Below are 25,883 nucleotides of genomic sequence, written 5' to 3' on the forward strand. Positions count from 1 at the left end.
CCTTTTCAAAGCGGGCGGGAAGAGAAGGATGCGCTGGTTGAGCGTCAACGCATCCTTGCAGTAGCTAGCGATAAAAGATTATGAAGAAGAAGTGCTACCACCAACTAGCTTGTCACATAGACCTTTTGGTACGACTACGAATGCATCTTTTTGGTTATCTTCTTTAGCTGTACCAGCACAAGAACTGCTCTTCGTTGCACAGTCGTTTTTGCCTGCTTTTGAAACGCCGTAGCATTTTTCTTTATCAGCTGCGACAGCTGGAGCTGCAGTTAGCATTGTGCCACCAAGAGCTAGAAGGCCAGTAACAGCAGCAGTAACAGCTAGATTCGACTTTTTCATAATAAATTCCTCTGAATGATTTCCTTTACTTTAAGTTGGCAAGATGAATCGCCTGTTGTGGCGTTTTTGTTATCAACTTGCTTAACTTAAAAGATAGGAAACTGGCTAAAAAACTTTCAGAGAAATTTTCGAAACAAATGGTTTTAAAGAGTGGAATTTATATAACCTATTGATGCATCGAGTAAAAAAACATCGAATTTTTTATGAATTTTTGTCTAATCTGAGGAGGTTGTTTAGGTTATAATCTATTTTTATGTATAAATAACCAGTAGCTCTCATCATGATGGATCCCTCTCTATTAGTCGACGGTTTGAACGATAAACAACGTGAAGCCGTTGCCGCACCTCTAGAAAACTTGCTCGTCCTTGCTGGTGCAGGGAGTGGTAAGACGCGCGTTCTTGTTCACCGCATTGCTTGGTTGATGTCGGTCGAGCAGGCATCTCCGTTCTCGATTATGTCGGTAACCTTTACCAATAAGGCCGCGGCAGAGATGCGTGGACGTATCGAAGAGCTCATGATGGGCAGTGCAGGCGGCATGTGGAATGGTACTTTCCATGGGATTTGTCACCGTATTCTGCGTGCACATTATCTTGATGCCAAGCTACCGGAAGATTTTCAAATTATCGATAGCGACGATCAGTTACGTCTATTGAAGCGTTTAATCAAAGCGCAAAACTTAGATGAGAAGCAATGGCCTGCACGCCAAGTTTCATGGTGGATTAACGGCAAAAAAGACGAGGGTCTACGTCCGTCACACATTGATGCGTACCACGATCCAGTGACCAAGACATACCTACAGTTGTATACCGCTTATCAAGAGGCGTGCGATCGCGCTGGATTAGTCGATTTTGCGGAAATCTTGCTGCGCGCACATGAGCTACTGCGTGATAACAAGTTCGTTCGTGAACACTACCAAGCACGCTTTAAGCACATCTTGGTGGACGAGTTCCAAGATACCAACAACATCCAATACGCTTGGCTACGTATGATGGCGGGCCCTGAGTGTCACGTGATGATCGTTGGTGATGATGACCAATCTATTTACGGTTGGCGTGGCGCGAAAATTGAGAATATTGAGAAGTTTACGCTGGAATTCCCAAGCGTGAATACCATCCGTCTTGAACAAAACTATCGTTCAACCAAGACCATTTTGGAAGCGTCTAACACCCTGATTGCCAATAACACTGAACGTATGGGTAAAGAGCTTTGGACTGATGGTGTTGTCGGTGAGCCTATCTCAGTTTACAGCGCTTACAACGAATTGGATGAAGCGCGTTTTGCGGTTAACAAAATCAAAGAGTGGCAAGAAAAAGGCGGTGCACTGAATGACGCTGCCATGCTCTACCGTAACAACGCCCAATCGCGTGTTCTGGAAGAAGCCTTGATTCAAGCTGGCCTGCCTTACCGTATCTACGGTGGTATGCGATTCTTCGAACGTCAGGAAATCAAAGACGCCTTGAGCTACATGCGTTTGATCGCTAACCGTAACGATGACGCCGCATTTGAGCGTGTAGTTAATACACCCACGCGTGGCTTGGGTGATAAAACTCTAGAAACCATTCGCTTTGCAGCGCGTGATCGCGGTTGCACCATGTGGGAAGCGAGTATGGTCATGCTTGAGGAGCAAGTATTACCAGGCCGAGCGGCAGGGGCATTAAGCCGTTTTATTGAGTTGGTGACAGCACTAGAAGATGACACGTTAGAAATGCCTCTGCATCATCAGGCTGATCATGTCATTAAATACTCAGGTTTGTTCGCCATGTACGAGCAAGAGAAGGGTGAAAAGTCTAAGGCGCGTATTGAGAACTTGGAAGAATTGGTGACAGCAACTCGTCAATTCGAGAAACCAGAAGAAGCCGAAGACATGTCATTGCTGACGGCATTCCTAACCCATGCAGCATTAGAAGCGGGCGAAGGACAAGCAGATGAATTCGAAGATGCGGTTCAGCTAATGACATTGCACAGCGCGAAAGGTCTAGAGTTCCCGCTCGTGTTTATGGTTGGTGTGGAAGAAGGCATGTTCCCAAGTCAAATGTCGGCAGAAGAGGCGGGACGTTTAGAAGAAGAGCGTCGTTTGTGCTATGTAGGTATGACTCGTGCGATGCAGAAGCTGTACATCACTTATGCTGAAATGCGCCGCTTGTACGGTCAGGATAAGTATCATAAGCCATCTCGCTTTATTCGTGAGCTACCAGAAGCATGTTTGGATGAAGTTCGTATGAAAGCACAAGTCAGCCGTCCTGCAAGCAGTGGCCGATTCAGCCAAACGGTCGTGAAAGATAGCTTCAATGAAACTGGCTTTACGCTGGGTTCTCGCGTTATGCATCCGAAGTTTGGTGAAGGTACCATCATCAACTTTGAAGGCAGCGGTCCACAAAGCCGTGTTCAGATTGCTTTTAATGGCGAAGGTATTAAATGGTTAGTGACTGCTTACGCGAAACTAGAGAAACTGTAATACTTCACCAAACTAATCAACTTAAGAGCTGCTTCGGCGGCTCTTTTTGTTTGTGCTGTTTTTGTGTCGCTAATGCAGTAAAAAATGGAGTGCAAAAGCGGCGATTTAACGATGTCGTTTGAAGTGAAAGGTGGGCGTTGTGGGTGAATGTCTACTTTCAGTAGATCTGCTGAGAAAAATTTTAGGCAAAGAAAAACCCCGAGGGCTTTCGCCCATCGGGGTTATAGTCTTACTCGCAGCAATCCGGCTACTAAGTGTGCTCCATGCATCTAATCCATGATAGTGTGCTGAATCCGTCAGCTTAATCCTTACGTCGCCATCCTAGCGGTGTCCTTGACCTTATCCTGGTCTGCTAACCATCCTCGTTAGCTCTCATCACTTGTTCCCTGAGCGGTGTCCCTGACATCATCCTGATGTTCAAATCCTTGCCTCGTCCAGAGGTGTCCATTTCCCGTCCTTAGTAGTAACCATCCTAGTCACTATTGATTCCGTTCAATGTCCAATTTTGCAATCCATGCCCGACTATTCATCCTGAATAACCGTTTCTTCTTCCTGAAGTTCACCAAGTCCGTGGTGTTTCCTGTTCCGTGTCAGCATCCTTCCGACAGGTTTAATATTACGTGTTTAGCGATTCCCAACAACGGGCTAATCTCACATTTTTTTACTCTCTTAGCGTTCAAAAAAGATACATAACTATTAAATTCAATGACTTATGATCTTTGTTGTACGGTTTTACCATTAAAAAAGAGAGGTTTGCTCAACCCTTTGTGAGAGATCTCGCACAAGGGGTCGAGCGAAAGACTCTTACTGCCCGATAGCGGCACCTTCACGCCTTGGATCAGCCGCACCTTCGAGACCGTCTTTTGTTATACGTATCGCATGCAGTCCAGAGTTCAAATCACGAACATCAGTTTTAAAACCCATCTTCTCCAACTCAGGCTGTAAGCCTTCTGCAGCAGTACCTTGCTCAATATCTAAAGTACCAAAACGGTTCAGCAATCGTGGCTGATTGATCGCACTTTGAATGTCCATATCCCATTGTGTGTGGGCGATAATGGCTTGTGCGACGTAACCAATGATGCGGCTGCCGCCCGGTGAACCAATTGCCATGTAGGGTTTATCGTCCTTCATCATCATGGTTGGCGCCATGGATGAACGTGGGCGTTTACCTGGTTCTAAGCGGTTCGCGATTGGCACACCATCTTGATGCGTGCGGAAAGAGAAATCGGTAAGTTCGTTATTGAGCAAGAAGCCGCGCACCATCAAGCGTGAGCCAAAGGCGTTCTCAATGGTCGTTGTCATCGAAACCACATTGCCTTGCTTATCGACGATATTGAAATGGCTGGTGGAAGGCAGCTCGATCGATTGGTCCATGCTTAAGTTCATGGCGTGCGACCAAGGAGGATTGCCAGCTTCAACCTTACTCAACGTTTTACCGACTTGAATGAGCTCAGCACGTTGCTTGAGATAATCTTTATCAAGCAAGCCTTCGGTTGGCATTGGCACATAATCTTGGTCAGCCATGTATTTACCGCGATCCGCAAACGCAAGGCGAGACGCATCGGCGATCACTTGCCATGATTTCGCGCTTTCGGCTCCCCAACCTTTAAGATCGTATTGCTCGGTGATCGCGAGAATCTGTCCAACCGTCAATGCGCCAGAGCTTGGTGGTCCCATGCCGCAGATGTCATAGCTTTGGTAAGCCGCACAAACCGGTTCACGTTGTTTGATTTGGAACGCATCAAAGTCAGGTTGTGCCAATACGCCAGGATTGCCCGGTGCATTCTGTACTGTCTTGATGATGTCTGTGGCGATATCGCCTTGATAGAAAGCTTTTGCCCCTTGCTCTGCAATTGCCGTCAGAGTTTGCGCGTATTCAGGGTTCTTCAACAACGTGCCTTCGGCTTTTGGTGAGCCATCTGGATTAAAGAAGTAAGCTTTAGTCACAGGGAAGCGTGATAGGCGCTTGGCATCTTTCTCAATCAGACTCGCGAGGCGAGGACTCACTTCGAAACCTTGTTCAGCCAAGGTAATCACAGGTTGGATGATCTTTTTCCATTCCAACTTGCCGTATTTCTGGTGCGTGTCCCAAAGTAGTTTCACTGTGCCAGGAGTGGCAACGGAACGCCCACCGACAACCGCATCGTAAAACTGCAGTGGTTGTCCTTTGTCATCTAGGAAGAGTTTCGGCGTTGCGGCGAGCGGTGCGGTTTCACGTCCATCATACGTGGTCAGTTTTTGTTTCTCACTGTCCCAATACACTAAGAAGGCGCCACCACCAATGCCTGAAGATTGCGGTTCTACCAAGCCCAGCATCAATTGCACGGCAACCATGGCATCAATAGCATTACCGCCTTGAGCAAGAACGTCAGCCCCGGCTTGGGTGGCAAGTGGGTTGGCTGCGGTGACCATATAATCTTTGGCTTTGACCAATTGCTTCTGCTCGAAGCCAGTACTGTGCTCCGGCGCAACGGCATCTGCTGCTTGGTTAGCAAAGGCTGAGGTAGATAAGATTAGTGGGGAAGTAAGAAAAAGACCCGTGGTCACGAGTCGGTTGAACGTCCAATGCATGATGACTCTCCATGTTGCCAGTTTTGTGCTTTCAGCTTGGCAGTCATGAAGAGTCACGTCGAGTCAGCAATCTTAGAAATGTCGATTGTGCTACGCTTTTAAATCAGTACTTTATCCGATAAAAGTGCTGATGGTTTGGTACAAAATACTGCCTCCCACGAGAGTAAATACCACGCCACACAGACCGTCGATGTAGATGCCTGCTTGTTGCAATTTACGTTGTAAGCGCTGTGTTGACAGCATCCATGCAAGGCTAGAGAACCAGAATAGCGACAAGCCAAACAAGATGACCAAAGCAATACCTTTTCCAGTGATCGACATACCTGCAGGGACTAAGCTCGACATCAAACTGATAAAGAACACCAATGCTTTCGGGTTAAGGATGTTGGTCGCAAATCCTTTAGCAAATGCCTGACGTTTGTTGCTGATCACTAGGTTGTTTTGCTTCTTAGGTTGATCCGCCAGAGGGTTTTTGATCATAGAGATCACGGCGCGCAATGCACCAATACCTAAATAGAGCAGGTAACTACCACCGAGCAGTTGCACCACCGAATACAACACTGGGTGCTGATGGACGATATAACTCACGCCTGTCAGGCTGAACAAAGAGTGCAGCAAAATACCGACGGACAATCCCAACGCAATGTACAAGCCAGTTTGACGACCATGACGCGTCGCGTTTTGCACGACCAGCGCAAAGTCCGGACCTGGACTCATTAGGGCAATAAAGTGAATGCTGGCGAGCGTCAGCAATATGGTGGATTCATTCATAACACATCTCAAATATAACCAATGCGGCTATTGTCGCGGTAAGTCACCTGTGGCGCTTGTAAAAAACTGACAGCTTTCTCGGTAAATGAAATTAACGAGTCACTTGAGAAGGGGAAACACCGTAGGTCTGCTTAAACGCTTTGCTGAAATGCGCTTGATCGTAGAAACCGATCTGATGGGCGACGTCGGTACCACATTGACCTGATTGCAGTAACTTCATGCCTTGCTCAAGGCGCAGGCGTGCGAACCATGCATAAGGCGTCATGCCAGTTTGCGCTTTAAAGTGGCGCTGGAACTGAGTTGGGCTCAGTTGGCACAGCTCTGAAAGTGAATCCAAACGCACTGCTTGGTCAAGGTTTGCCATTAGATAATCTTTTAACGTTCCAAGTGATTGATTTCCTAACGGCACCACTTTTTGTCGCTCAAGCGATCCGTAGCGATCAAAAAGTTGGTTAAACCCTTCAAAAGGAAGGCAATCTTTGGTGAGTTGGCTGAGGTTTTCACGACGAAGTAGCCCGTGTAAGTTACTAAGTTGTGAAAATATCTGTGGATCCGAGATGATCAGCTCGTTGAAGTGTATTATTTGACCGTTTTTCTTAAGATCAGCTAGATCGCTCAATAGGTGAGGTTCGATCGCAAATACATTCACTTCATAACCACTTTCGAGCTTAGATTGCCCGTCGTGCAGCTCATCTGGCGGCATAATCACAATTTGCCCGTGACCAACTTGGTGGCTGTTACCTTGGTATTGGAACTCCTGCGCGCCATGCGTGATCAGACCGAGATGAAAATCCAGATGGTAATGCCTTTGAAAAGCAAATTTCTGGTATTTCGCCTCTATCAGACTCAAGTTGTCATGGTCGGTTGCGTAGTACTGAATATGTTCCATTAAATAAAAAAAGCTTGGTCACATTATGACCAAGCTTATCCATCAATTTCTAACTTGTCTTGTAAAAAACGATCACTGTGCCTGCATGGCTTTGCGTGACTTACGGTTGTTACGCAGACCATCAAAGCTAAATACCACCAAGGCACCCCAAATAAAGGCGAAGGTGATGGCTTTATCACTGGTGAACGGTTCGCCGTAAATCAGTACCGCCAATAAGAACATCAAGCTCGGTCCAATGTACTGAAAAAAGCCTAAAGTTGAGAGTTTTAGGCGCGTAGCTGCACCGGTAAAGCACAATAGCGGCAGGGTAGTGATGACACCTGCGGCAATCAATAAGGTATTCAGCTGCCATGGGTTCTCAAACATGTTTGAGGTTGGGGTGCTGGCAATAAAAAAGAGATAGATACTTGCCGCAGGCAACATGACGAGAGTTTCAATGAATAACCCGGTTTGTGCTTCCACACTGACTTTTTTACGTAGCAAGCCGTAAAAACCAAAGCTCATTGCGAGTGCGATAGCAACCACAGGGACAGAGCCAAACACGATTAATTGCACTAATACGCCACAAGCCGCCAGCACGACTGCGAACCATTGCAGCTTACGTAACCTCTCTCCCAGAAACACCATCCCGAGTAACACATTGATTAACGGGTTGATGTAATAGCCGAGACTGGCATCGAGCATATGATTTGACGTGACCGCCCAGATGAAGATCAGCCAATTTGCCCCAACTAAAATAGCAGTAGAGATCAAATACATCATCTTGGTTTTATTTTTGATGATGTCTCGAACCGAGCGCCATTGGCGACCAAAATGGAGGAGTGCGGCAAGCAAAAAGAAAGACCAAAACACTCGGTGGCTTAAGATCTCTAGTGGTGAAACTTCAGCAATTGATTTGAAGTAAATGGGTGCGATGCCCCACATGGTATACGCACCAACAGCAAGCAAGACGCCTTGCCGTGAGCGTTGTTGTTCTTCTGGTGTCATGGGATGTCACCTAATTGAGTTTTTATAGAGCAGACAATTAGTATACGAGTGGTGAACTTAATCACCTAACAATTTGCGGTTTTATTCACCATGAAACCCCATTACAATGTGCCCTCACTTTGCGTGCCAGTGGCATGCATAAGCACTTCTTTCTAAGACCCAATCTGAGATTTTTCATGACCTCGACTTTGTTAGCCGAACAATCTGATTCGCCTTTGACGCCTCAACGTGTGTTGGAGGATGTATTTGGTTACCAAGAGTTCCGTGATGGTCAGCAGTTGGTGATTGACGCCGCGGTAGAAGGTCGTGATAGCTTAGTTATCCTGCCTACGGGTGGTGGTAAGTCGCTGTGTTATCAAATCCCTGCTTTGGTTCGCTCTGGCATTACTTTGGTCATTTCTCCGCTGATTTCGTTGATGAAAGACCAAGTGGATCAGCTTAAAGCTAACGGTGTAGCGGCTGAGTGCATTAACTCGACCATGGCTCGAGAAGATCTCATTAGCGTTTACAACCGAATGCACTCTGGTCATCTTAAGTTGGTATACGTCTCGCCAGAACGTGTATTGATGCGTGATTTCATTGAACGTTTGGAAAACCTTCCTCTATCTATGATTGCCGTCGATGAAGCGCACTGTATTTCCCAGTGGGGACATGATTTCCGTCCTGAATACGCCGCGCTTGGTCAACTTAAGCAGCAGTTTTCCCATGTGCCATTTATGGCGCTGACGGCGACGGCGGATGACGCTACGCGCAAAGATATTCTTGAGCGACTTCAACTCAACGCACCTGAAGTTTATCTAGGTAGCTTTGACCGTCCGAACATCCGCTATAACTTAGTTGAAAAACACAAACCGGTTTCGCAAATCATTCGATATCTGGATACCCAAAAGGGCAACTGCGGCATCATCTATTGTGGTAGCCGTAAGAAGGTTGAGATGGTGACCGAGAAGCTGTGCAACAACCACATTCGTGCTGCTGGTTATCACGCAGGTATGGATGCAGACGAGCGTGCTTACGTTCAAGAAGCTTTCCAACGTGATGATATTCAGATCGTCGTTGCGACAGTGGCCTTTGGTATGGGTATCAACAAACCAAACGTGCGTTTTGTGGTTCACTTCGATATCCCGCGCAACATTGAATCCTACTATCAGGAAACCGGTCGTGCAGGGCGTGATGGTTTACCTGCGGAAGCGATGATGCTGTATGACCCAGCAGATATAAGTTGGCTGCGTCGTATGTTGGATGAGAAAGACGATGGTCCACAGAAGCAGGTGGAAACCCACAAACTGAATGCGATGAGTGCCTTTGCTGAGGCGCAGACTTGTCGCCGTCAGGTGCTATTGAATTACTTTGGTGAGTATCGTGAGAAGCCATGTGGCAACTGCGATATTTGCTTAGACCCACCGAAACACTTTGATGCCACGGAAGAAGCACGTAAGGCGTTGTCTTGTGTGTACCGTGTTAATCAGAGCTTTGGTATGGGCTATGTGGTGGAAGTGCTACGTGGCATGCAAAACATTCGTGTACGTGAAAATGGCCACGACAAGATCTCTACCTACGCAATAGGCCGAGACCATAGCCATGATTACTGGATCAGTATTTTCCGTCAGTTAATCCACAAAGGACTGTTGAGCCAAAACATCACGCGCAACTCAACACTGCAATTAACGGAAGAAGCGCGTCCGCTGTTGCGTGGCGATGTGACTCTAGAGTTAGCGGTCCCACGTTTAGACACCGCAGCACGCGCGGCGAAGTCAGATAAACTCACCAGCAAGAACTACGATAAGAAGCTGTTTGCCAAATTACGTAAGTTGCGTAAATCGATCGCGGACGAAGATGGTTTACCACCATACGTTGTCTTCAGTGACGCGACCTTGATTGATATGGCGGAAATTCTGCCAACCTCTTACGGCGAAATGCTGGCAGTCAGCGGTGTTGGTCAGCGTAAGTTAGAGAAGTACGCCGATCCGTTCCTTGATTTGATTCAAGAACACATTACTCACCACGGATAAGGAATCAAAATGCAAAAGGAATTTGGCTTAGCGGACTACATGGCACGAGAGGGGCGCTTAATCATAACCGCACCAAGTTTTGACCTCGATAGTTTTCCTGCTTTAGGTGAGCGTTTACTTGGACTGCTTTCCGCTACTGTGGTCGAAAAGCAATGGGATGCGGACATTCATTCTTGGCTGATCGACTTTGAAGGTTGTCGATTGTTTATGAAAGCAGAGCATTACAGTGAAGCGATTTGGTTTGAAGCCCTAGCGATTGAAGAGAGCAGGGAAGAGTTGGATTACCTAGCGGGATTGTTCCAACGCGGCTTCTAAAAAATAGAACTTTCACGAAAGGGTGTTTCACATGAAACGCCCTTTTTTGTGCTCAAACGTTTGCGTAATACAGACCGCTTGCGAGTCAAATTGGTTAATGTATAATCGCCCACCGCTTCGCTCAGAATGAGCTTAGCCAGTTTATTTTTTCATTTTACATTGTTGGTAAGAGTGCTTTTCTTTATTGAAAGGGCTCGATTTGGGTTCCCTCACCCCCAAACCAAACTAAAAAGGTATCGCATGAGTAACTTTACCCCTGCGCAGCAGCGCAACGCCCTTATCTATCTGGTTCTATTCCACCTAGTCATTATTGCATCTAGCAATTACCTAGTTCAGCTACCGTTTACTATCTTTGGCTTCCATACCACTTGGGGCGCATTTACCTTCCCATTTATCTTTTTGGCTACCGACCTTACAGTTCGTATTTTCGGTGCGAAAATGGCAAGAAAGATCATCTTCTTAGTGATGTTGCCCGCTCTGGCTGTCTCTTACTTCCTATCGGTGGTGTTCTTCGAAGGTCAGTTCCAAGGTTTTGGCCACTTAGGTGAGTTCAACCTATTTGTTGCTCGTATCGCGATTGCTAGCTTCATGGCGTACCTACTCGGTCAGATCATGGATGTACACGTGTTCAACCGCCTACGCCAAATGAAACAGTGGTGGGTGGCACCAACGTGTTCAACGCTTTTCGGTAACGCACTTGATACCATCGCTTTCTTTGCCATTGCGTTCTACCAAAGCCCAGATCCATTTATGGCGGAGCATTGGACAGAAATCGCGCTGGTGGATTACGGATTCAAACTGATTATCAGTCTTGGTTTGTTCGTTCCTATGTACGGTGTACTACTGAATTACCTGATTAAGAAGCTGACTGCGGTGAACCCTGACTTTAAGGTGACGACAAGCGTTCAGTCTTAATATCAGTGGGAACCCCGAAAGCCGCTTGCTTAAATCAAGCGGCTTTTTTGTACCTGCTTACTGGGATTTAGAGGGTTTTGTACAGCGTGGGGAGTAATTAGATCATGGGTATCCAAAAGCTCCATGAGCTGTACGCAGGTAAAACTCGACAAAGCTTAACAATAAAAAAAGGCCCTAATAAGGACCTTTCTTTAAACAATCATTGAGTGATGGTGATTAACTTGTGACGACGCTAAGCGGCCAGCCAATATCAGTCTGACGGTTGGATTCAATTTCCAACTCAGCGGCTGTTAACGGGTTTGCATCAAGCCAGTTAGCATCAATGTTCAGTGTTAACTTGTCGCCTTCTGCATTTAGCGTGACTTTTGGTTCCAGCGCTGGGTTGCGGCGATGGCTCAATAGTACGGCAAGGCGTAATAAACGAAGTAATCGCTTACCACTAGTTCCAGACAGCGCGTGCTGCTCTGGTAAAGAGGTGAGCTGCTCACGGTAACGTCGAACGATTTCACCGATAACAAACTTCTGAGCGCGCGTATAACCAGGTAAGTCCAAATGTTGTAGGAGGTAAGCGCTGTGCTCACCGCCTTTCTTGAAATCGATAGTTAGCCCGATTTCGTGCAACTTGGCCGTTGTTTCTAGCAGTACTTTACCTTGTGGTTCTGCTACCCATTCGTCACCACCGACTTGTTCAAGCAATCTGCTCGCAAGGTTTGCTACTTGTTCACCATATTGGCAATCCAATTGGTAACGACTCTGTACGCTGCAAATAGTACGTGCACGAATGTCATTTTGACGAAGTTCGTCGACCATCTCATACACTAAGCCTTCACGCAGTGCGCCGCCAGCCAATGTCATCGCATCAATTTCTAGTAATTCGAAAATGGCGATAAGAATAGATAAACCACTTGGGAAGACTAACGCGCGTTCTAGGGTAAGTCCCTCGATATCGAGTTCTTCTAAGTGATCGGCAAGCATGGCTTGTTTTTGCAGACGCTTGAGTTTGGCATGAGTAATGACTTCGTCCATACCTTGCGCAAGCATGATCTCTTGCAGAGCCTGAACTGTGCCAGAAGCGCCAACACAGACATCCCAACCTAGCTCTGTATACTGCTCCAGAATCGGTTTGAGTGTTTGTTTTGCGCCTTCTATAGCGGCTTCAAAGTTACGTGCATTGAGCTGGCGGTCTTTGAAGAAGTTTTCCAACCAAGTGACACAGCCCATTTTTAAACTGGTGAGTGCTTTGGCTTCAAAACCTTCGCCGATGATCAGTTCGGTACTTGCGCCACCAATGTCAACCACCAAACGGCGGCCACTGCCGCCAGAAGTGTGAGCAACACCTTTATATATAGTGGCGGCTTCTTCTTCACCGGTAATCACTTCGATAGGCAGACCTAAAATTTGGTTCGCCTTCTCTAGAAAAACATCCACATTAGTCGCGGTACGCAATGTCGCGGTACCGACGATGCGGATGTTCTGTTTAGGAATGTCCTGCAAGCGTTCTGCAAATAGACTTAAGCAGTCCCATCCTCGCTGCATAGCTTCCGTACTAAGAGAATTATGTTCATCTAAGCCCGCTGCTAGACGAACTTTGCGCTTAATTTTAGCCATGGTTTGAACGCTGCCATCGATGTGACGCACAACGAGCATGTGAAAACTGTTCGACCCGAGGTCGATGGCGGCGTATAGCGGTGATGATCCTGCTTGACTCATAAACGACTTCAGTTTCCTATTATGATTGTTTTGGCGCTGATTGACGCGGCTGACGAGGACGGCGTCCTTGCGGCTTACGATTACCAGAGCGAGTACCACCTGTATTGGTGCGGCGTTGCTGAGTACGAGGTGCACGCATACGAAGTGGAGCTGGCAATTCCTGAATCAATGCCGATGCATCGTAATCAGAAACTGGGATTGCATGCTCAATGTATTCTTCGATAGGTGGCAAGTTGATTGCGTAATCTTCACAAGCAAAGCTGATTGAGTGACCACTTGCACCTGCACGACCAGTACGACCGATACGGTGAACGTAATCTTCACAATCATCAGGTAAGTCGAAGTTAAATACGTGTGTTACTTGAGGAATATGTAGACCACGTGCCGCAACGTCGGTTGCTACGAGTAGGTCAACTTCACCGCGAGTGAATTGTTCAAGAATCTTTTCACGTTTCTTCTGTGGAACGTCGCCAGTCAATAGACCAACACGGTGTCCGTCTGCCGCTAGGTGACCCCAGATTGACTCACACTTGTGTTTGGTGTTTGCAAAAACGATCGCACGATCTGGCCATTCTTCTTCAATCAAAGTTTGAAGTAGTGCCATCTTATCTTCGTTAGAAGGGTAGAAAAGTTCTTCTTGGATGCGGTGACCTGTTTTTTGTTCAGGCTCAACCACAACATGCTCAGGGTTATGCATGTGCTCGAAGGCAAGTTCTTGTACACGGTAAGAAAGCGTTGCTGAGAAAAGCATGTTCAAACGCTCTTTTGGCTCAGGCATACGACGGAACAAGAAGCGAATGTCTTTAATAAAGCCAAGATCGAACATGCGGTCTGCTTCATCCAGAACAACCGCTTGAATGTTGTTTAGGTTGAAGACGCGTTGCTTGTAGAAATCGATGATACGGCCTGTGGTGCCGATCAGGATATCGACGCCGTCTTGAAGCTTATTTAGTTGCTTATCGTAGCTTTCGCCACCGTAAGCCAGTGCTGCTTTAAGACCAGTACTTGCGATCAAAGGCTCAGCATCGTTGTAGATCTGAATCGCTAGCTCACGTGTTGGTGCCATGATAATTGCACGCGGTTGTGTCGGCTTGCGGCCTTCATGTTCTGGTGTCGTCAGAATGTGGTTGAAAGTTGCAGTAAGAAACGCGAGGGTCTTACCAGTGCCCGTTTGGGCCTGGCCTGCAATGTCTTGGCCGGTGAGCAGTACCGGCAACGCCAAGGCTTGGATAGGGGTACAAAACTCGAACCCTTTTTTTTCCAATCCTTCAATAACTTGGGGCTTTAAATCCAAATCGGCGAACTTTTGCTCTGTGATATGCGTCTTTTTCATAGCTATAGAATATCAGCTAAAGCTTGCAATACGAAAGTAAATACATTCCAATAGGGCATCTATTTACTGGTTATCATCCAACCAGTTTCGAAAAACACATTGGAGTGGAAGATGAGTGATAAGATTTTGCAGCTTACTGATGACGGTTTTGAAAACGACGTAATCAACGCTGCAGGCCCGGTTCTAGTGGATTTCTGGGCAGAATGGTGTGGTCCTTGTAAAATGATTGCTCCAATTCTGGACGAGATCGCTGACGAGTACGAAGGCAAGCTCACTATCGGTAAACTAAACATTGACCATAACGCGGGTACACCACCTAAGTTTGGTATTCGCGGCATTCCAACGCTACTGTTATTTAAAGACGGTAACGTAGCGGCAACGAAAGTTGGTGCTTTGTCTAAGACTCAGTTAAAAGAGTTCTTGGACGCAAACCTATAATCACCAAGTGATTACAGACAAAACCGTGCAATGTAACAATGCGCGGTTTTGTTTTTCTAACTCTGGACTAGAATATTAATTAGTGCTAACTTATCGCGCGTTAATTGAACAAATTTCTCTTCTTGGTCGATCCTGAGACCAAATCCATCTTAACTAGAAAACAGATCTTATTTTGACTAAACAAGCATCCACCACCATGAATCTTACTGAACTGAAGAACAGACCAGTATCTGACCTTGTAAAGCTTGGCGAAAGCCTAGGTCTTGAGAACCTAGCTCGTCTAAGAAAACAAGACATCATCTTCGCTATTCTTAAAGCGCACGCGAAAGGCGGCGAAGACATCTTTGGCGATGGGGTTCTGGAGATTCTGCAAGACGGCTTTGGTTTCCTACGTAGCGCAGACAGCTCATACCTTGCTGGCCCTGATGATATCTACGTTTCGCCAAGTCAGATTCGTCGTTTTAACCTACGTACTGGTGACTCAATTGCTGGTAAGATTCGTCCACCAAAAGACGGTGAGCGTTACTTTGCCCTTTTGAAAGTCAACACCGTAAACGACGACAAACCAGATAACGCTCGTAACAAGATCCTATTCGAGAACTTAACGCCTCTACACGCGAATGAGCGTATGGTTATGGAGCGCGGTAATGGTTCTACAGAAGATATCACAGCACGTGTTTTAGATTTGGCATCACCAATCGGTAAAGGCCAACGTGGTTTGATTGTTGCTCCGCCGAAAGCGGGTAAAACAATGCTTCTGCAAAACATTGCTCAAAGCATCGCATACAACCACCCTGAGTGTGAGTTGATGGTACTTCTAATCGACGAACGTCCGGAAGAAGTGACAGAGATGCAGCGCCTAGTTAAAGGTGAAGTAGTAGCGTCAACATTCGATGAGCCAGCTTCTCGCCACGTACAAGTAGCAGAAATGGTAATCGAGAAAGCAAAACGTCTTGTTGAACACAAGAAAGACGTGGTTATCTTGCTTGACTCTATTACTCGTCTAGCTCGTGCATACAACACCGTAGTGCCTTCATCAGGTAAAGTACTAACTGGTGGTGTGGATGCAAACGCACTACACCGTCCTAAGCGTTTCTTCGGTGCAGCTCGTAACGTAGAAGAAGGCGGCAGCTTAACTATCATCGCAACAGCGCTAGTCGATACTGGCTCTAAAATGGATGAAGTTATCTACGAAGAGTTTAAGGGTACAGGTAACATGGAACTGCACTTGAACCGTAAGATTGCTGAAAAGCGTGTATTCCCTGCGATTGATTTCAACCGCAGTGGTACGCGTCGTGAAGAGCTACTAACGAAGACAGACGAACTACAGAAGATGTGGATTCTACGTAAGATTGTTCACCCAATGGGTGAAACTGACGCGATGGAGTTCCTAATCGATAAGCTAGCGATGACGAAGACCAACGACGAGTTCTTTGATGCAATGCGTCGTCAATAGTCTCAGATAAGTAATTCTGCGAAGGGCCACCGTATATCGGTGGCTTTTTTATTGCTTTCTCCCGATAGAAGCAGCAGAATGAAGAAAATGTTATCGGGAGGTTAACATGCAACAAGGAATGTTGTCGTCATTACTCCTGAGCTTGTCACTTATCACATTACCCGCAACGTTATCTGCGAAGGAAATGCAGGAAACCGTGGTAGAGCAGTGGCTTCAGGATACCCACATACAGACCAAAGTATCTGAATTGCTCGATTATGCAGTCAGAGACGAGGTCGACTCGCTTAAATTCGCTCTCGACCGACTTGCTTTCCCTCAACAAGAAGTCGTCCGTTTTCTTTTGCTCGAAAAGCTTGAGCAACAAGAAATCATCCTTACGCCAAGAATGGCCATTTTTGTCGAATCCCAAATCAGTATTACGCCAACCTATCAAGTGCTTGAGCGTGGTGATGGTTATGAGTTCAGCATACCCGCATTTAACTTTCCTGCGGTGGCAAGCCGTTTGATCAAACGCTGGAAGCAAGACCAAAGCACGTTGGAGTTTGTATTGGAAGCAGAGCGCCAAGAACTCAACCTTAAAGATTGGCTTACCGGTACATCGCAGCAAATACAAGCTCGAGAGGCATTGTTGATCCGAGAATTAGACAGCTTATCTCCAGATGCACTTGAGGCAATCACTAAACAGTTAACTCATGCAAACGTTACTAGCTGGTTACCTTCTACCGCCGTTGTCGTACGTTTAGCACAAGTGAGTCAAAATGAGGCGATGTATGATCTGCTGTGGCGAATGCGTGCTGATTACAACAGCCAAACTGAGCTTACAAGGTTAGCGGAAGTTGGTGATGCATTCTCTTTGCAGCAATTGATGAGCTCTACTGTTAATCCAACTTTAAAACCCTATGCAATTGAGCTTCTGACGAGATCCAATCCTCTTACTTCCGACGTAAAACAGTTTCTGATCGCTAAAATGGCGCTTTCTGAGGAAGCTACTTTAGTGGCCAGAGAGCTAGCGAAACAAGGGCATCAATCTTGGTTGGAAGAGTTAGTGTCAAACAATCGCCAAGTCAAAGCTCGGCAGATTGAAAAGTTCTTGGAATAACTGTTCCTGAATTAAGCGTTCTTCAAGGCTCGATTCTTGTCGCTGCGTAGCTCACATACCCACACAAAATAGGAGGATCTTAGCGTCCTCCTATTTGTTATACTGCGAATAATTTAATCAGCCAGCATGAAGGCCTATGAGTTTTAAGGATTTACGCGAATTTATCGACCACCTAGAACAGAAAGGTCGACTTAAACGCATCACTCACCCCGTCGATCCCGCTTACGAAATGACAGAAATAAGTGACCGCACCTTGCGTGCTGGTGGCCCGGCACTGTTGTTTGAGAATCCAATTGGCTACGACGTACCTGTTTTGACGAACCTATTTGGTACGCCAGAACGTGTCGCAATTGGCATGGGGCGCGAAGACGTTAAAGAATTAAGAGAAGTCGGTAAGCTGCTGGCTTATTTAAAAGAACCTGAGCCACCAAAAGGCTTTAAAGACGCCTTAGAAAAACTGCCAGTGTTCAAGCAAGTGTTGAACATGCCAGCCAAGCGTCTACGTAAAGCGCCGTGCCAAGACATTGTATGGCAAGGTGATGAAGTCGATTTGGATAAAATCCCAGTGATGAGCTGCTGGGCAGAAGACGTTGCGCCACTGCTTACGTGGGGTTTAACTGTGACTAAAGGTCCGAATAAGAAACGTCAGAACCTAGGTATTTATCGCCAGCAGAAAATTGCCAAGAATAAAATTATCATGCGTTGGTTAGCTCACCGTGGTGGTGCGCTTGACCTGCGCGATTGGATGGAAACCAATCCAGGGAAACCTTTTCCTGTTTCGGTCGCTTTTGGTGCAGACCCTGCTACCATTCTTGGCGCAGTAACACCCGTGCCAGATACGCTATCGGAATATGCATTTGCTGGTTTACTGCGCGGCAGCAAAACTGAAGTCGTGAAGTCAATCAGTAATGATTTGGAAGTGCCAGCGAGTGCGGAAATCGTTATGGAAGGTTATATCGACCCGAACGAGTTTGCCGATGAAGGCCCTTACGGTGACCACACCGGCTACTATAACGAAAAAGAAAAGCACCACGTATTTACCATTACGCACATTACTATGCGTAAGGACCCAATTTATCACAGTACCTACACCGGTCGTCCGCCAGATGAACCGGCTGTATTGGGTGTGGCATTAAACGAAGTGTTTGTACCTATTTTGCAAAAGCAGTTCCCAGAGATTGAAGACTTCTATCTACCGCCGGAAGGGTGTTCGTACCGAATGGCAGTCGTCACCATTAAGAAGCAGTACCCAGGACATGCCAAGCGCGTAATGATGGGCGTGTGGTCTTTCTTACGTCAATTCATGTATACCAAGTTTGTTATTGTGTGCGATGAATCGGTAAACGCACGAGATTGGAATGATGTCGTGAAAGCCATGTCAGAGCATATGGATCCTGTGCGTGATACCTTGATGATAGATAACACGCCAATCGACTCGCTCGACTTTGCTTCACCAGTGGTTGGTCTTGGATCCAAGATGGGTTTAGATGCAACCATTAAGTGGAATGCCGAGCTGGCGACGCGAACCAAGGTCGCTGAACGAGACAGTAAAGCGATTACCGAAGCAGAACTGAATGAGTTGAAACAGCAACGTCCTGAGATTGTTGATATCTACCTACCAGCCACAGCAAACAACCAATTTGCTGTTGTAACAATGAAGAAAGACCAAGCTGGTCAATCTCAAGCATTGATGGAATACCTGTGGGACTTCTTTGCTCGGTACACGGATAACAAATTCATTATTTTGTGCGACGATGACGTCAATGCACAAGATTGGAATGACATCATTTGGGCTGTGACAACTCGAATGGATCCAGACAGAGATACCACTCAAGTTCGTGGTAAGGCGGGTAGCTCATCTAAACTTGGGCTCGATGCGACCAATAAGTTTGAATCTGAAGCCACACGCGAATGGGGTACGCCTATCAAAAAAGATCCTAAACTTGTGGCTAAAGTCGATGAGATTTGGGACCAGTTAGGTATTCTATGAATCATCAAGTCCACCTTCTACCAATGGACGTTACGTTCCAAGTAAAAGAAGGGGAGACAGTGTTGGAAGCTGCGCTCAACAACAATATTCGCTTCCCACACCGTTGCCAAGTTGGCGCTTGCGCCATGTGCATGTGTAAAAAGCTAACGGGCGAGGTGAGTTATCACCTCGAACCGATGCTAACCGAAAAAGAGCAACAGCAAGGTTGGATATTCCCTTGCCAAGCCTATACAGAAAGTAATTTAGTGCTTACTTTTGACGAGTAAGCGAGAGGAACACCATGACCATCCAATGTAAAGTAAAGTCTATTGAGCCGTTAGCTTGTAATACTTACCAAATCCTTCTTCACCCTGAATCTCCTGTGCCTTTTAAAGCAGGTCAGTATCTAATGGTAGTGATGGGTGAAAAAGACAAACGCCCTTTCTCTATTGCAAGTAGCCCTTGCCGTCATGAAGGCGAACTGGAGTTGCACATCGGTGCGGCAGAGCAAAATGCTTACGCATTAGAAGTCGTTGAAGCAATGCAATCGGCATTAGAAACAGATGGTCATATCGAAATTGATGCACCACATGGTGATGCTTGGGTTCAAGAAGAAAGCGAGCGCCCGCTATTATTGATTGCTGGTGGTACTGGCTTTAGTTACGTGCGTTCGATTTTGGATCACTGTGTTGCACAGAACAAAACCAACCCTATCTATTTATACTGGGGTGCACGAGACAACTGCCAGCTTTATGCTAAAGAAGAACTGGCCGAGATTGCCGATAAGTTTGCTAACGTTCACTTTGTTCCAGTAGTAGAAGAAGCACCTGCCGATTGGCAAGGTAAAGTTGGTAACGTGCTACAAGCGGTGAGTGAAGATTTCGAAAGCTTAGAAAACTACGATATCTATATTGCTGGCCGCTTTGAAATGGCTGGGGCAGCGCGTGAACAGTTCACCCAGAACAAGAAAGCGAAGAGTGAACGTATGTTCGCAGACGCGTACGCATTCATTTAAATACAGCTTTTGGGGCAGAAAAAGAGGGTTTTTTACCCTCTTTTTTGCTTTTTTGATGAAATAGTCATCGAACAGTTAGTTTTTTCCATTTTTTTTCAAAAAAGGGTTGCGAACGGATCTGAGTTCCCTATAATGCGCATCCACCGACACGGCAGACGCGATAAGGCTTCAGCAGGGTCGGAGAGGTGAAAAGCTTCTGAGAAAATAAATTGAAAAAAGTGTTTGACACTCTCAATTATCTCGCTAGAATGCACCTCCGCTTTGAGAGAAAAAACTTCTCGCAAAGCAAGCTCTTTAACAATATAGACCTATCAATCTGTGTGGGCACTCGTTGATGATAATCCAATTAGAAATTTCTCTTAATAAAGAGCAGTTTCAAATTAGGTTTCAATGAACTGAGTGACCAATCAAGTCTTCGGACTTGGCACAGTCAATTCATTATCATTCTGTTGGAATGATAATAGCTTTAAAATTACTTCTTACTTTCGAGTAAGGATGAGTTTTGAAGTCAGTATTCGTTGAGCCGAACAAAATCTTAAATTGAAGAGTTTGATCATGGCTCAGATTGAACGCTGGCGGCAGGCCTAACACATGCAAGTCGAGCGGAAACGAGTTATCTGAACCTTCGGGGAACGATAACGGCGTCGAGCGGCGGACGGGTGAGTAATGCCTAGGAAATTGCCCTGATGTGGGGGATAACCATTGGAAACGATGGCTAATACCGCATAATGCCTACGGGCCAAAGAGGGGGACCTTCGGGCCTCTCGCGTCAGGATATGCCTAGGTGGGATTAGCTAGTTGGTGAGGTAATGGCTCACCAAGGCGACGATCCCTAGCTGGTCTGAGAGGATGATCAGCCACACTGGAACTGAGACACGGTCCAGACTCCTACGGGAGGCAGCAGTGGGGAATATTGCACAATGGGCGCAAGCCTGATGCAGCCATGCCGCGTGTGTGAAGAAGGCCTTCGGGTTGTAAAGCACTTTCAGTCGTGAGGAAGGTGGTAGTGTTAATAGCACTATCATTTGACGTTAGCGACAGAAGAAGCACCGGCTAACTCCGTGCCAGCAGCCGCGGTAATACGGAGGGTGCGAGCGTTAATCGGAATTACTGGGCGTAAAGCGCATGCAGGTGGTTTGTTAAGTCAGATGTGAAAGCCCGGGGCTCAACCTCGGAATAGCATTTGAAACTGGCAGACTAGAGTACTGTAGAGGGGGGTAGAATTTCAGGTGTAGCGGTGAAATGCGTAGAGATCTGAAGGAATACCGGTGGCGAAGGCGGCCCCCTGGACAGATACTGACACTCAGATGCGAAAGCGTGGGGAGCAAACAGGATTAGATACCCTGGTAGTCCACGCCGTAAACGATGTCTACTTGGAGGTTGTGGCCTTGAGCCGTGGCTTTCGGAGCTAACGCGTTAAGTAGACCGCCTGGGGAGTACGGTCGCAAGATTAAAACTCAAATGAATTGACGGGGGCCCGCACAAGCGGTGGAGCATGTGGTTTAATTCGATGCAACGCGAAGAACCTTACCTACTCTTGACATCCAGAGAACTTTCCAGAGATGGATTGGTGCCTTCGGGAACTCTGAGACAGGTGCTGCATGGCTGTCGTCAGCTCGTGTTGTGAAATGTTGGGTTAAGTCCCGCAACGAGCGCAACCCTTATCCTTGTTTGCCAGCGAGTAATGTCGGGAACTCCAGGGAGACTGCCGGTGATAAACCGGAGGAAGGTGGGGACGACGTCAAGTCATCATGGCCCTTACGAGTAGGGCTACACACGTGCTACAATGGCGCATACAGAGGGCAGCAAGCTAGCGATAGTGAGCGAATCCCAAAAAGTGCGTCGTAGTCCGGATTGGAGTCTGCAACTCGACTCCATGAAGTCGGAATCGCTAGTAATCGTGGATCAGAATGCCACGGTGAATACGTTCCCGGGCCTTGTACACACCGCCCGTCACACCATGGGAGTGGGCTGCAAAAGAAGTAGGTAGTTTAACCTTCGGGAGGACGCTTACCACTTTGTGGTTCATGACTGGGGTGAAGTCGTAACAAGGTAGCGCTAGGGGAACCTGGCGCTGGATCACCTCCTTATACGATGATTACTCACGATGAGTGTCCACACAGATTGATACGGTTTATAAGTAAGAGACGATACTGGGTCTGTAGCTCAGGTGGTTAGAGCGTTCGCCTGATAAGCGAGAGGTCGGTGGTTCGAGTCCACTCAGACCCACCAATTTCTTTTGAAATTGGTATGCAGTATCGACACCTTGATGGGGCTATAGCTCAGCTGGGAGAGCGCCTGCCTTGCACGCAGGAGGTCTGCGGTTCGATCCCGCATAGCTCCACCATCTTTAAGTGTTCTTGAAAAAGAATCTTTAAAAATGGTTTTCATCAGAAAATCTAGCTCTTTAACAATTTGGAAAGCTGACAAAACAATCTTTAAGATTGTTTGTAAAGTTCTCAATGTTTGTCTTTATGACAAACACCAAAAAACACATTCAAGTGTTCTTGGGAATATCACTTTTAAAGTGATTATTCGAAATTGAGTCCGGCAAAATCGAAATGTCTCTCGCTCATTCAAATAATGAGAGACAACTTTGGTGATTTGATTATCAACTCGAAACTCCTTCGGGTTGTATGGTTAAGTGACTAAGCGTACACGGTGGATGCCTTGGCAGTCAGAGGCGATGAAGGACGTATTAACTTGCGATAAGCCCAGATTAGGTAGTAAAAACCACTTGAGTCTGGGATTTCCGAATGGGGAAACCCACTAGCATAAGCTAGTATCGCTGCGTGAATACATAGCGCAGCGAGGCGAACCGGGGGAACTGAAACATCTAAGTACCCCGAGGAAAAGAAATCAACCGAGATTCCGAAAGTAGCGGCGAGCGAAATTGGACTAGCCCTTAAGCTTTATATGCGTTAGACGAACGGTCTGGAAAGTCCGGCAATAAAGGGTGATAGCCCCGTAGTTGACAACGCACATTCAGTGAAATCGAGTAGGGCGGGACACGTGATATCCTGTCTGAATATGGGGGGACCATCCTCCAAGGCTAAATACTACTGACTGACCGATAGTGAACCAGTACCGTGAGGGAAAGGCGAAAAGAACCCCTGTGAGGGGAGTGAAATAGAACCTGAAACCGTGTACGTACAAGCAGTAGGAGCACCTTCGTGGTGTGACTGCGTACCTTTTGTATAATGGGTCAGCGACTTATATTCAGTGGCAAGGTTAACCATCTAGGGGAGCCGTAGCGAAAGCGAGTGTTAACTGCGCGACTTAGTCGCTGGATATAGACCCGAAACCAGGTGATCTAGCCATGGGCAGGTTGAAGATTGAGTAACATCAATTGGAGGACCGAACCGACTAATGTTGAAAAATTAGCGGATGACTTGTGGCTAGGGGTGAAAGGCCAATCAAACCTGGAGATAGCTGGTTCTCCCCGAAAGCTATTTAGGTAGCGCCTCGGACGAATACTACTGGGGGTAGAGCACTGTTAAGGCTAGGGGGTCATCCCGACTTACCAACCCTTTGCAAACTCCGAATACCAGTAAGTACTATCCGGGAGACACACGGCGGGTGCTAACGTCCGTCGTGGAGAGGGAAACAACCCAGACCGCCAGCTAAGGTCCCAAATTATTACTAAGTGGGAAACGATGTGGGAAGGCTCAGACAGCCAGGATGTTGGCTTAGAAGCAGCCATCATTTAAAGAAAGCGTAATAGCTCACTGGTCGAGTCGGCCTGCGCGGAAGATGTAACGGGGCTAAGTAATAAACCGAAGCTGCGGCAATGAAGTTTTACTTCATTGGGTAGGGGAGCGTTCTGTAAGCCGTTGAAGGTGTGTTGTAAAGCATGCTGGAGGTATCAGAAGTGCGAATGCTGACATGAGTAACGATAAAGGGGGTGAAAAACCTCCTCGCCGGAAGACCAAGGGTTCCTGTCCAACGTTAATCGGGGCAGGGTAAGTCGACCCCTAAGGCGAGGCCGAAAGGCGTAGTCGATGGGAAACGGGTTAATATTCCCGTACTTCTTACAATTGCGATGGGGGGACGGAGAAGGCTAGGTGGGCCTGGCGACGGTTGTCCAGGTTCAAGTGCGTAGGCTGAAGAGTTAGGTAAATCCGGCTCTTCTTAAGGCTGAGACACGACGTCGAGCTACTACGGTAGTGAAGTCATTGATGCCATGCTTCCAGGAAAAGCCTCTAAGCTTCAGATTGTAAGGAATCGTACCCCAAACCGACACAGGTGGTCGGGTAGAGAATACCAAGGCGCTTGAGAGAACTCGGGTGAAGGAACTAGGCAAAATGGTACCGTAACTTCGGGAGAAGGTACGCTCTTGATGGTGAAGTCCCTCGCGGATGGAGCTGACGAGAGTCGCAGATACCAGGTGGCTGCAACTGTTTATTAAAAACACAGCACTGTGCAAAATCGTAAGATGACGTATACGGTGTGACGCCTGCCCGGTGCCGGAAGGTTAATTGATGGGGTTAGACTTCGGTCGAAGCTCTTGATCGAAGCCCCGGTAAACGGCGGCCGTAACTATAACGGTCCTAAGGTAGCGAAATTCCTTGTCGGGTAAGTTCCGACCTGCACGAATGGCGTAATGATGGCCACGCTGTCTCCACCCGAGACTCAGTGAAATTGAAATCGCTGTGAAGATGCAGTGTACCCGCGGCTAGACGGAAAGACCCCGTGAACCTTTACTACAGCTTGGCACTGAACATTGACCCTACATGTGTAGGATAGGTGGGAGGCTTTGAAGCACAGTCGCTAGATTGTGTGGAGCCGTCCTTGAAATACCACCCTTGTAGTGTTGATGTTCTAACGTCGACCCCTTATCGGGGTTGCGGACAGTGCCTGGTGGGTAGTTTGACTGGGGCGGTCTCCTCCCAAAGAGTAACGGAGGAGCACGAAGGTGGGCTAATCACGGTTGGACATCGTGAGGTTAGTGCAATGGCATAAGCCCGCTTGACTGCGAGAATGACAATTCGAGCAGGTGCGAAAGCAGGTCATAGTGATCCGGTGGTTCTGTATGGAAGGGCCATCGCTCAACGGATAAAAGGTACTCCGGGGATAACAGGCTGATACCGCCCAAGAGTTCATATCGACGGCGGTGTTTGGCACCTCGATGTCGGCTCATCACATCCTGGGGCTGAAGTCGGTCCCAAGGGTATGGCTGTTCGCCATTTAAAGTGGTACGCGAGCTGGGTTTAGAACGTCGTGAGACAGTTCGGTCCCTATCTGCCGTGGGCGTTGGAAGATTGAAGGGGGCTGCTCCTAGTACGAGAGGACCGGAGTGGACGAACCTCTGGTGTTCGGGTTGTGTCGCCAGACGCATTGCCCGGTAGCTAAGTTCGGAATCGATAACCGCTGAAAGCATCTAAGCGGGAAGCGAGCCCTGAGATGAGTCTTCCCTGATACTTTAAGTATCCTAAAGGGTTGTTCGAGACTAGAACGTTGATAGGCAGGGTGTGTAAGCGTTGTGAGGCGTTGAGCTAACCTGTACTAATTGCCCGTGAGGCTTAACCATACAACACCCAAGGGGTTTTGATGGACTCAATGCAAGAACGATTGAATGTGTATAAATAGAACTTAAAATCAGTTTTCCA

General features: G+C 47.1%; 17 protein-coding genes, 2 tRNA genes and 2 rRNA genes. 14 read left to right on the forward strand and 7 right to left on the reverse strand.

Annotation, left to right across the window (positions count from 1 at the left end; translation table 11 throughout):
• Positions 1 to 78 precede the first annotated feature (78 nt).
• Complete coding sequence (locus C1S73_RS11000) at positions 79 to 339, reverse strand: BufA1 family periplasmic bufferin-type metallophore (RefSeq protein ID WP_038868592.1); 261 nt, start codon at positions 337 to 339, stop codon at positions 79 to 81.
• A 280-nt stretch (positions 340 to 619) separates the two neighbouring features.
• On the opposite strand from C1S73_RS11000, the gene uvrD reads away from it, so the two are divergent.
• Positions 620 to 2,794 (forward strand): DNA helicase II, encoded by a 2,175-nt coding sequence (gene uvrD, locus C1S73_RS11005; RefSeq protein WP_038868591.1) that lies wholly within the window; start codon positions 620 to 622, stop codon positions 2,792 to 2,794.
• Positions 2,795 to 3,598: 804 nt separating this feature from the next.
• Here uvrD and ggt read toward each other — a convergent pair.
• The 4 genes from ggt to rarD all read right to left on the reverse strand — a co-directional run bounded on the left by ggt (position 3,599) and on the right by rarD (position 8,012).
• Complete coding sequence (gene ggt / locus C1S73_RS11015; protein WP_038868590.1) at positions 3,599 to 5,365, reverse strand: gamma-glutamyltransferase; 1,767 nt, start codon at positions 5,363 to 5,365, stop codon at positions 3,599 to 3,601.
• Positions 5,366 to 5,476: 111 nt separating this feature from the next.
• Positions 5,477 to 6,136, reverse strand: coding sequence for a LysE family translocator (locus tag C1S73_RS11020; RefSeq protein WP_005440026.1), 660 nt, complete (start codon positions 6,134 to 6,136; stop codon positions 5,477 to 5,479).
• Between the two features lie 91 nt (positions 6,137 to 6,227).
• Positions 6,228 to 7,025 (reverse strand): AraC family transcriptional regulator, encoded by a 798-nt coding sequence (locus C1S73_RS11025; protein WP_038868589.1) that lies wholly within the window; start codon positions 7,023 to 7,025, stop codon positions 6,228 to 6,230.
• 72 nt (positions 7,026 to 7,097) lie between these two features.
• Entirely contained in the window at positions 7,098 to 8,012 is a 915-nt protein-coding gene (gene rarD, locus C1S73_RS11030) for an EamA family transporter RarD (RefSeq protein WP_038868588.1), read from the reverse strand.
• 176 nt (positions 8,013 to 8,188) lie between these two features.
• On the opposite strand from rarD, the gene recQ reads away from it, so the two are divergent.
• The 3 genes from recQ to C1S73_RS11050 all read left to right on the forward strand — a co-directional run bounded on the left by recQ (position 8,189) and on the right by C1S73_RS11050 (position 11,254).
• The gene (gene recQ, locus C1S73_RS11035; protein ID WP_038868587.1) at positions 8,189 to 10,024 is read left to right on the forward strand and encodes an ATP-dependent DNA helicase RecQ; all 1,836 of its coding nucleotides are present in this window, start codon (positions 8,189 to 8,191) and stop codon (positions 10,022 to 10,024) included.
• A 9-nt stretch (positions 10,025 to 10,033) separates the two neighbouring features.
• Entirely contained in the window at positions 10,034 to 10,339 is a 306-nt protein-coding gene (locus C1S73_RS11040) for a DUF3630 family protein (protein WP_038868585.1), read from the forward strand.
• A 240-nt stretch (positions 10,340 to 10,579) separates the two neighbouring features.
• The gene (locus C1S73_RS11050) at positions 10,580 to 11,254 is read left to right on the forward strand and encodes a 7-cyano-7-deazaguanine/7-aminomethyl-7-deazaguanine transporter (protein WP_038868584.1); all 675 of its coding nucleotides are present in this window, start codon (positions 10,580 to 10,582) and stop codon (positions 11,252 to 11,254) included.
• A gap of 216 nt (positions 11,255 to 11,470) precedes the next feature.
• Here the strand turns inward: C1S73_RS11050 and gppA are convergent, their stop codons facing one another.
• On the reverse strand, positions 11,471 to 12,964 hold the full coding sequence (gene gppA, locus C1S73_RS11055; protein WP_038868583.1) for a guanosine-5'-triphosphate,3'-diphosphate diphosphatase: 1,494 nt from the start codon (positions 12,962 to 12,964) through the stop codon (positions 11,471 to 11,473).
• A gap of 19 nt (positions 12,965 to 12,983) precedes the next feature.
• Positions 12,984 to 14,297: an ATP-dependent RNA helicase RhlB gene (gene rhlB / locus C1S73_RS11060; RefSeq protein ID WP_038868582.1), complete on the reverse strand. Its 1,314-nt coding sequence runs from the start codon at positions 14,295 to 14,297 to the stop codon at positions 12,984 to 12,986.
• A 111-nt stretch (positions 14,298 to 14,408) separates the two neighbouring features.
• Between rhlB and trxA the strand changes: the two genes are divergently transcribed.
• From trxA to C1S73_RS11115, 10 genes are all read left to right on the forward strand, one after another.
• Complete coding sequence (gene trxA, locus C1S73_RS11065; RefSeq protein WP_004745500.1) at positions 14,409 to 14,735, forward strand: thioredoxin TrxA; 327 nt, start codon at positions 14,409 to 14,411, stop codon at positions 14,733 to 14,735.
• Between the two features lie 196 nt (positions 14,736 to 14,931).
• On the forward strand, positions 14,932 to 16,191 hold the full coding sequence (gene rho, locus C1S73_RS11070) for a transcription termination factor Rho (RefSeq protein ID WP_038868581.1): 1,260 nt from the start codon (positions 14,932 to 14,934) through the stop codon (positions 16,189 to 16,191).
• 106 nt (positions 16,192 to 16,297) lie between these two features.
• Positions 16,298 to 17,290: a hypothetical protein gene (locus C1S73_RS11075; RefSeq protein ID WP_038868580.1), complete on the forward strand. Its 993-nt coding sequence runs from the start codon at positions 16,298 to 16,300 to the stop codon at positions 17,288 to 17,290.
• Positions 17,291 to 17,426: 136 nt separating this feature from the next.
• Positions 17,427 to 19,280, forward strand: coding sequence for a 4-hydroxy-3-polyprenylbenzoate decarboxylase (gene ubiD / locus C1S73_RS11080; RefSeq protein WP_038868579.1), 1,854 nt, complete (start codon positions 17,427 to 17,429; stop codon positions 19,278 to 19,280).
• Positions 19,277 to 19,546, forward strand: coding sequence for a 2Fe-2S iron-sulfur cluster-binding protein (locus C1S73_RS11085; protein WP_038868578.1), 270 nt, complete (start codon positions 19,277 to 19,279; stop codon positions 19,544 to 19,546). The genes ubiD and C1S73_RS11085 overlap by 4 nt, the downstream gene beginning before the upstream one ends.
• Positions 19,547 to 19,560: 14 nt before the next feature.
• Entirely contained in the window at positions 19,561 to 20,274 is a 714-nt protein-coding gene (gene fre, locus C1S73_RS11090; RefSeq protein WP_038868577.1) for an NAD(P)H-flavin reductase, read from the forward strand.
• A 537-nt stretch (positions 20,275 to 20,811) separates the two neighbouring features.
• Positions 20,812 to 22,364, forward strand: a 16S ribosomal RNA gene (locus C1S73_RS11100).
• A gap of 65 nt (positions 22,365 to 22,429) precedes the next feature.
• Positions 22,430 to 22,506: transfer RNA gene (locus tag C1S73_RS11105), tRNA-Ile, on the forward strand.
• A gap of 39 nt (positions 22,507 to 22,545) precedes the next feature.
• Positions 22,546 to 22,621 (forward strand) — tRNA-Ala (locus tag C1S73_RS11110).
• Between the two features lie 291 nt (positions 22,622 to 22,912).
• Positions 22,913 to 25,804, forward strand: a 23S ribosomal RNA gene (locus C1S73_RS11115).
• Together the 16S and 23S rRNA genes with 2 tRNA genes alongside form the textbook arrangement of a ribosomal RNA operon.
• Positions 25,805 to 25,883: the final 79 nt, after the last annotated feature.

Source organism: Vibrio jasicida 090810c (assembly GCF_002887615.1).
Taxonomy (GTDB): Bacteria; Pseudomonadota; Gammaproteobacteria; order Enterobacterales; family Vibrionaceae; genus Vibrio; species Vibrio jasicida.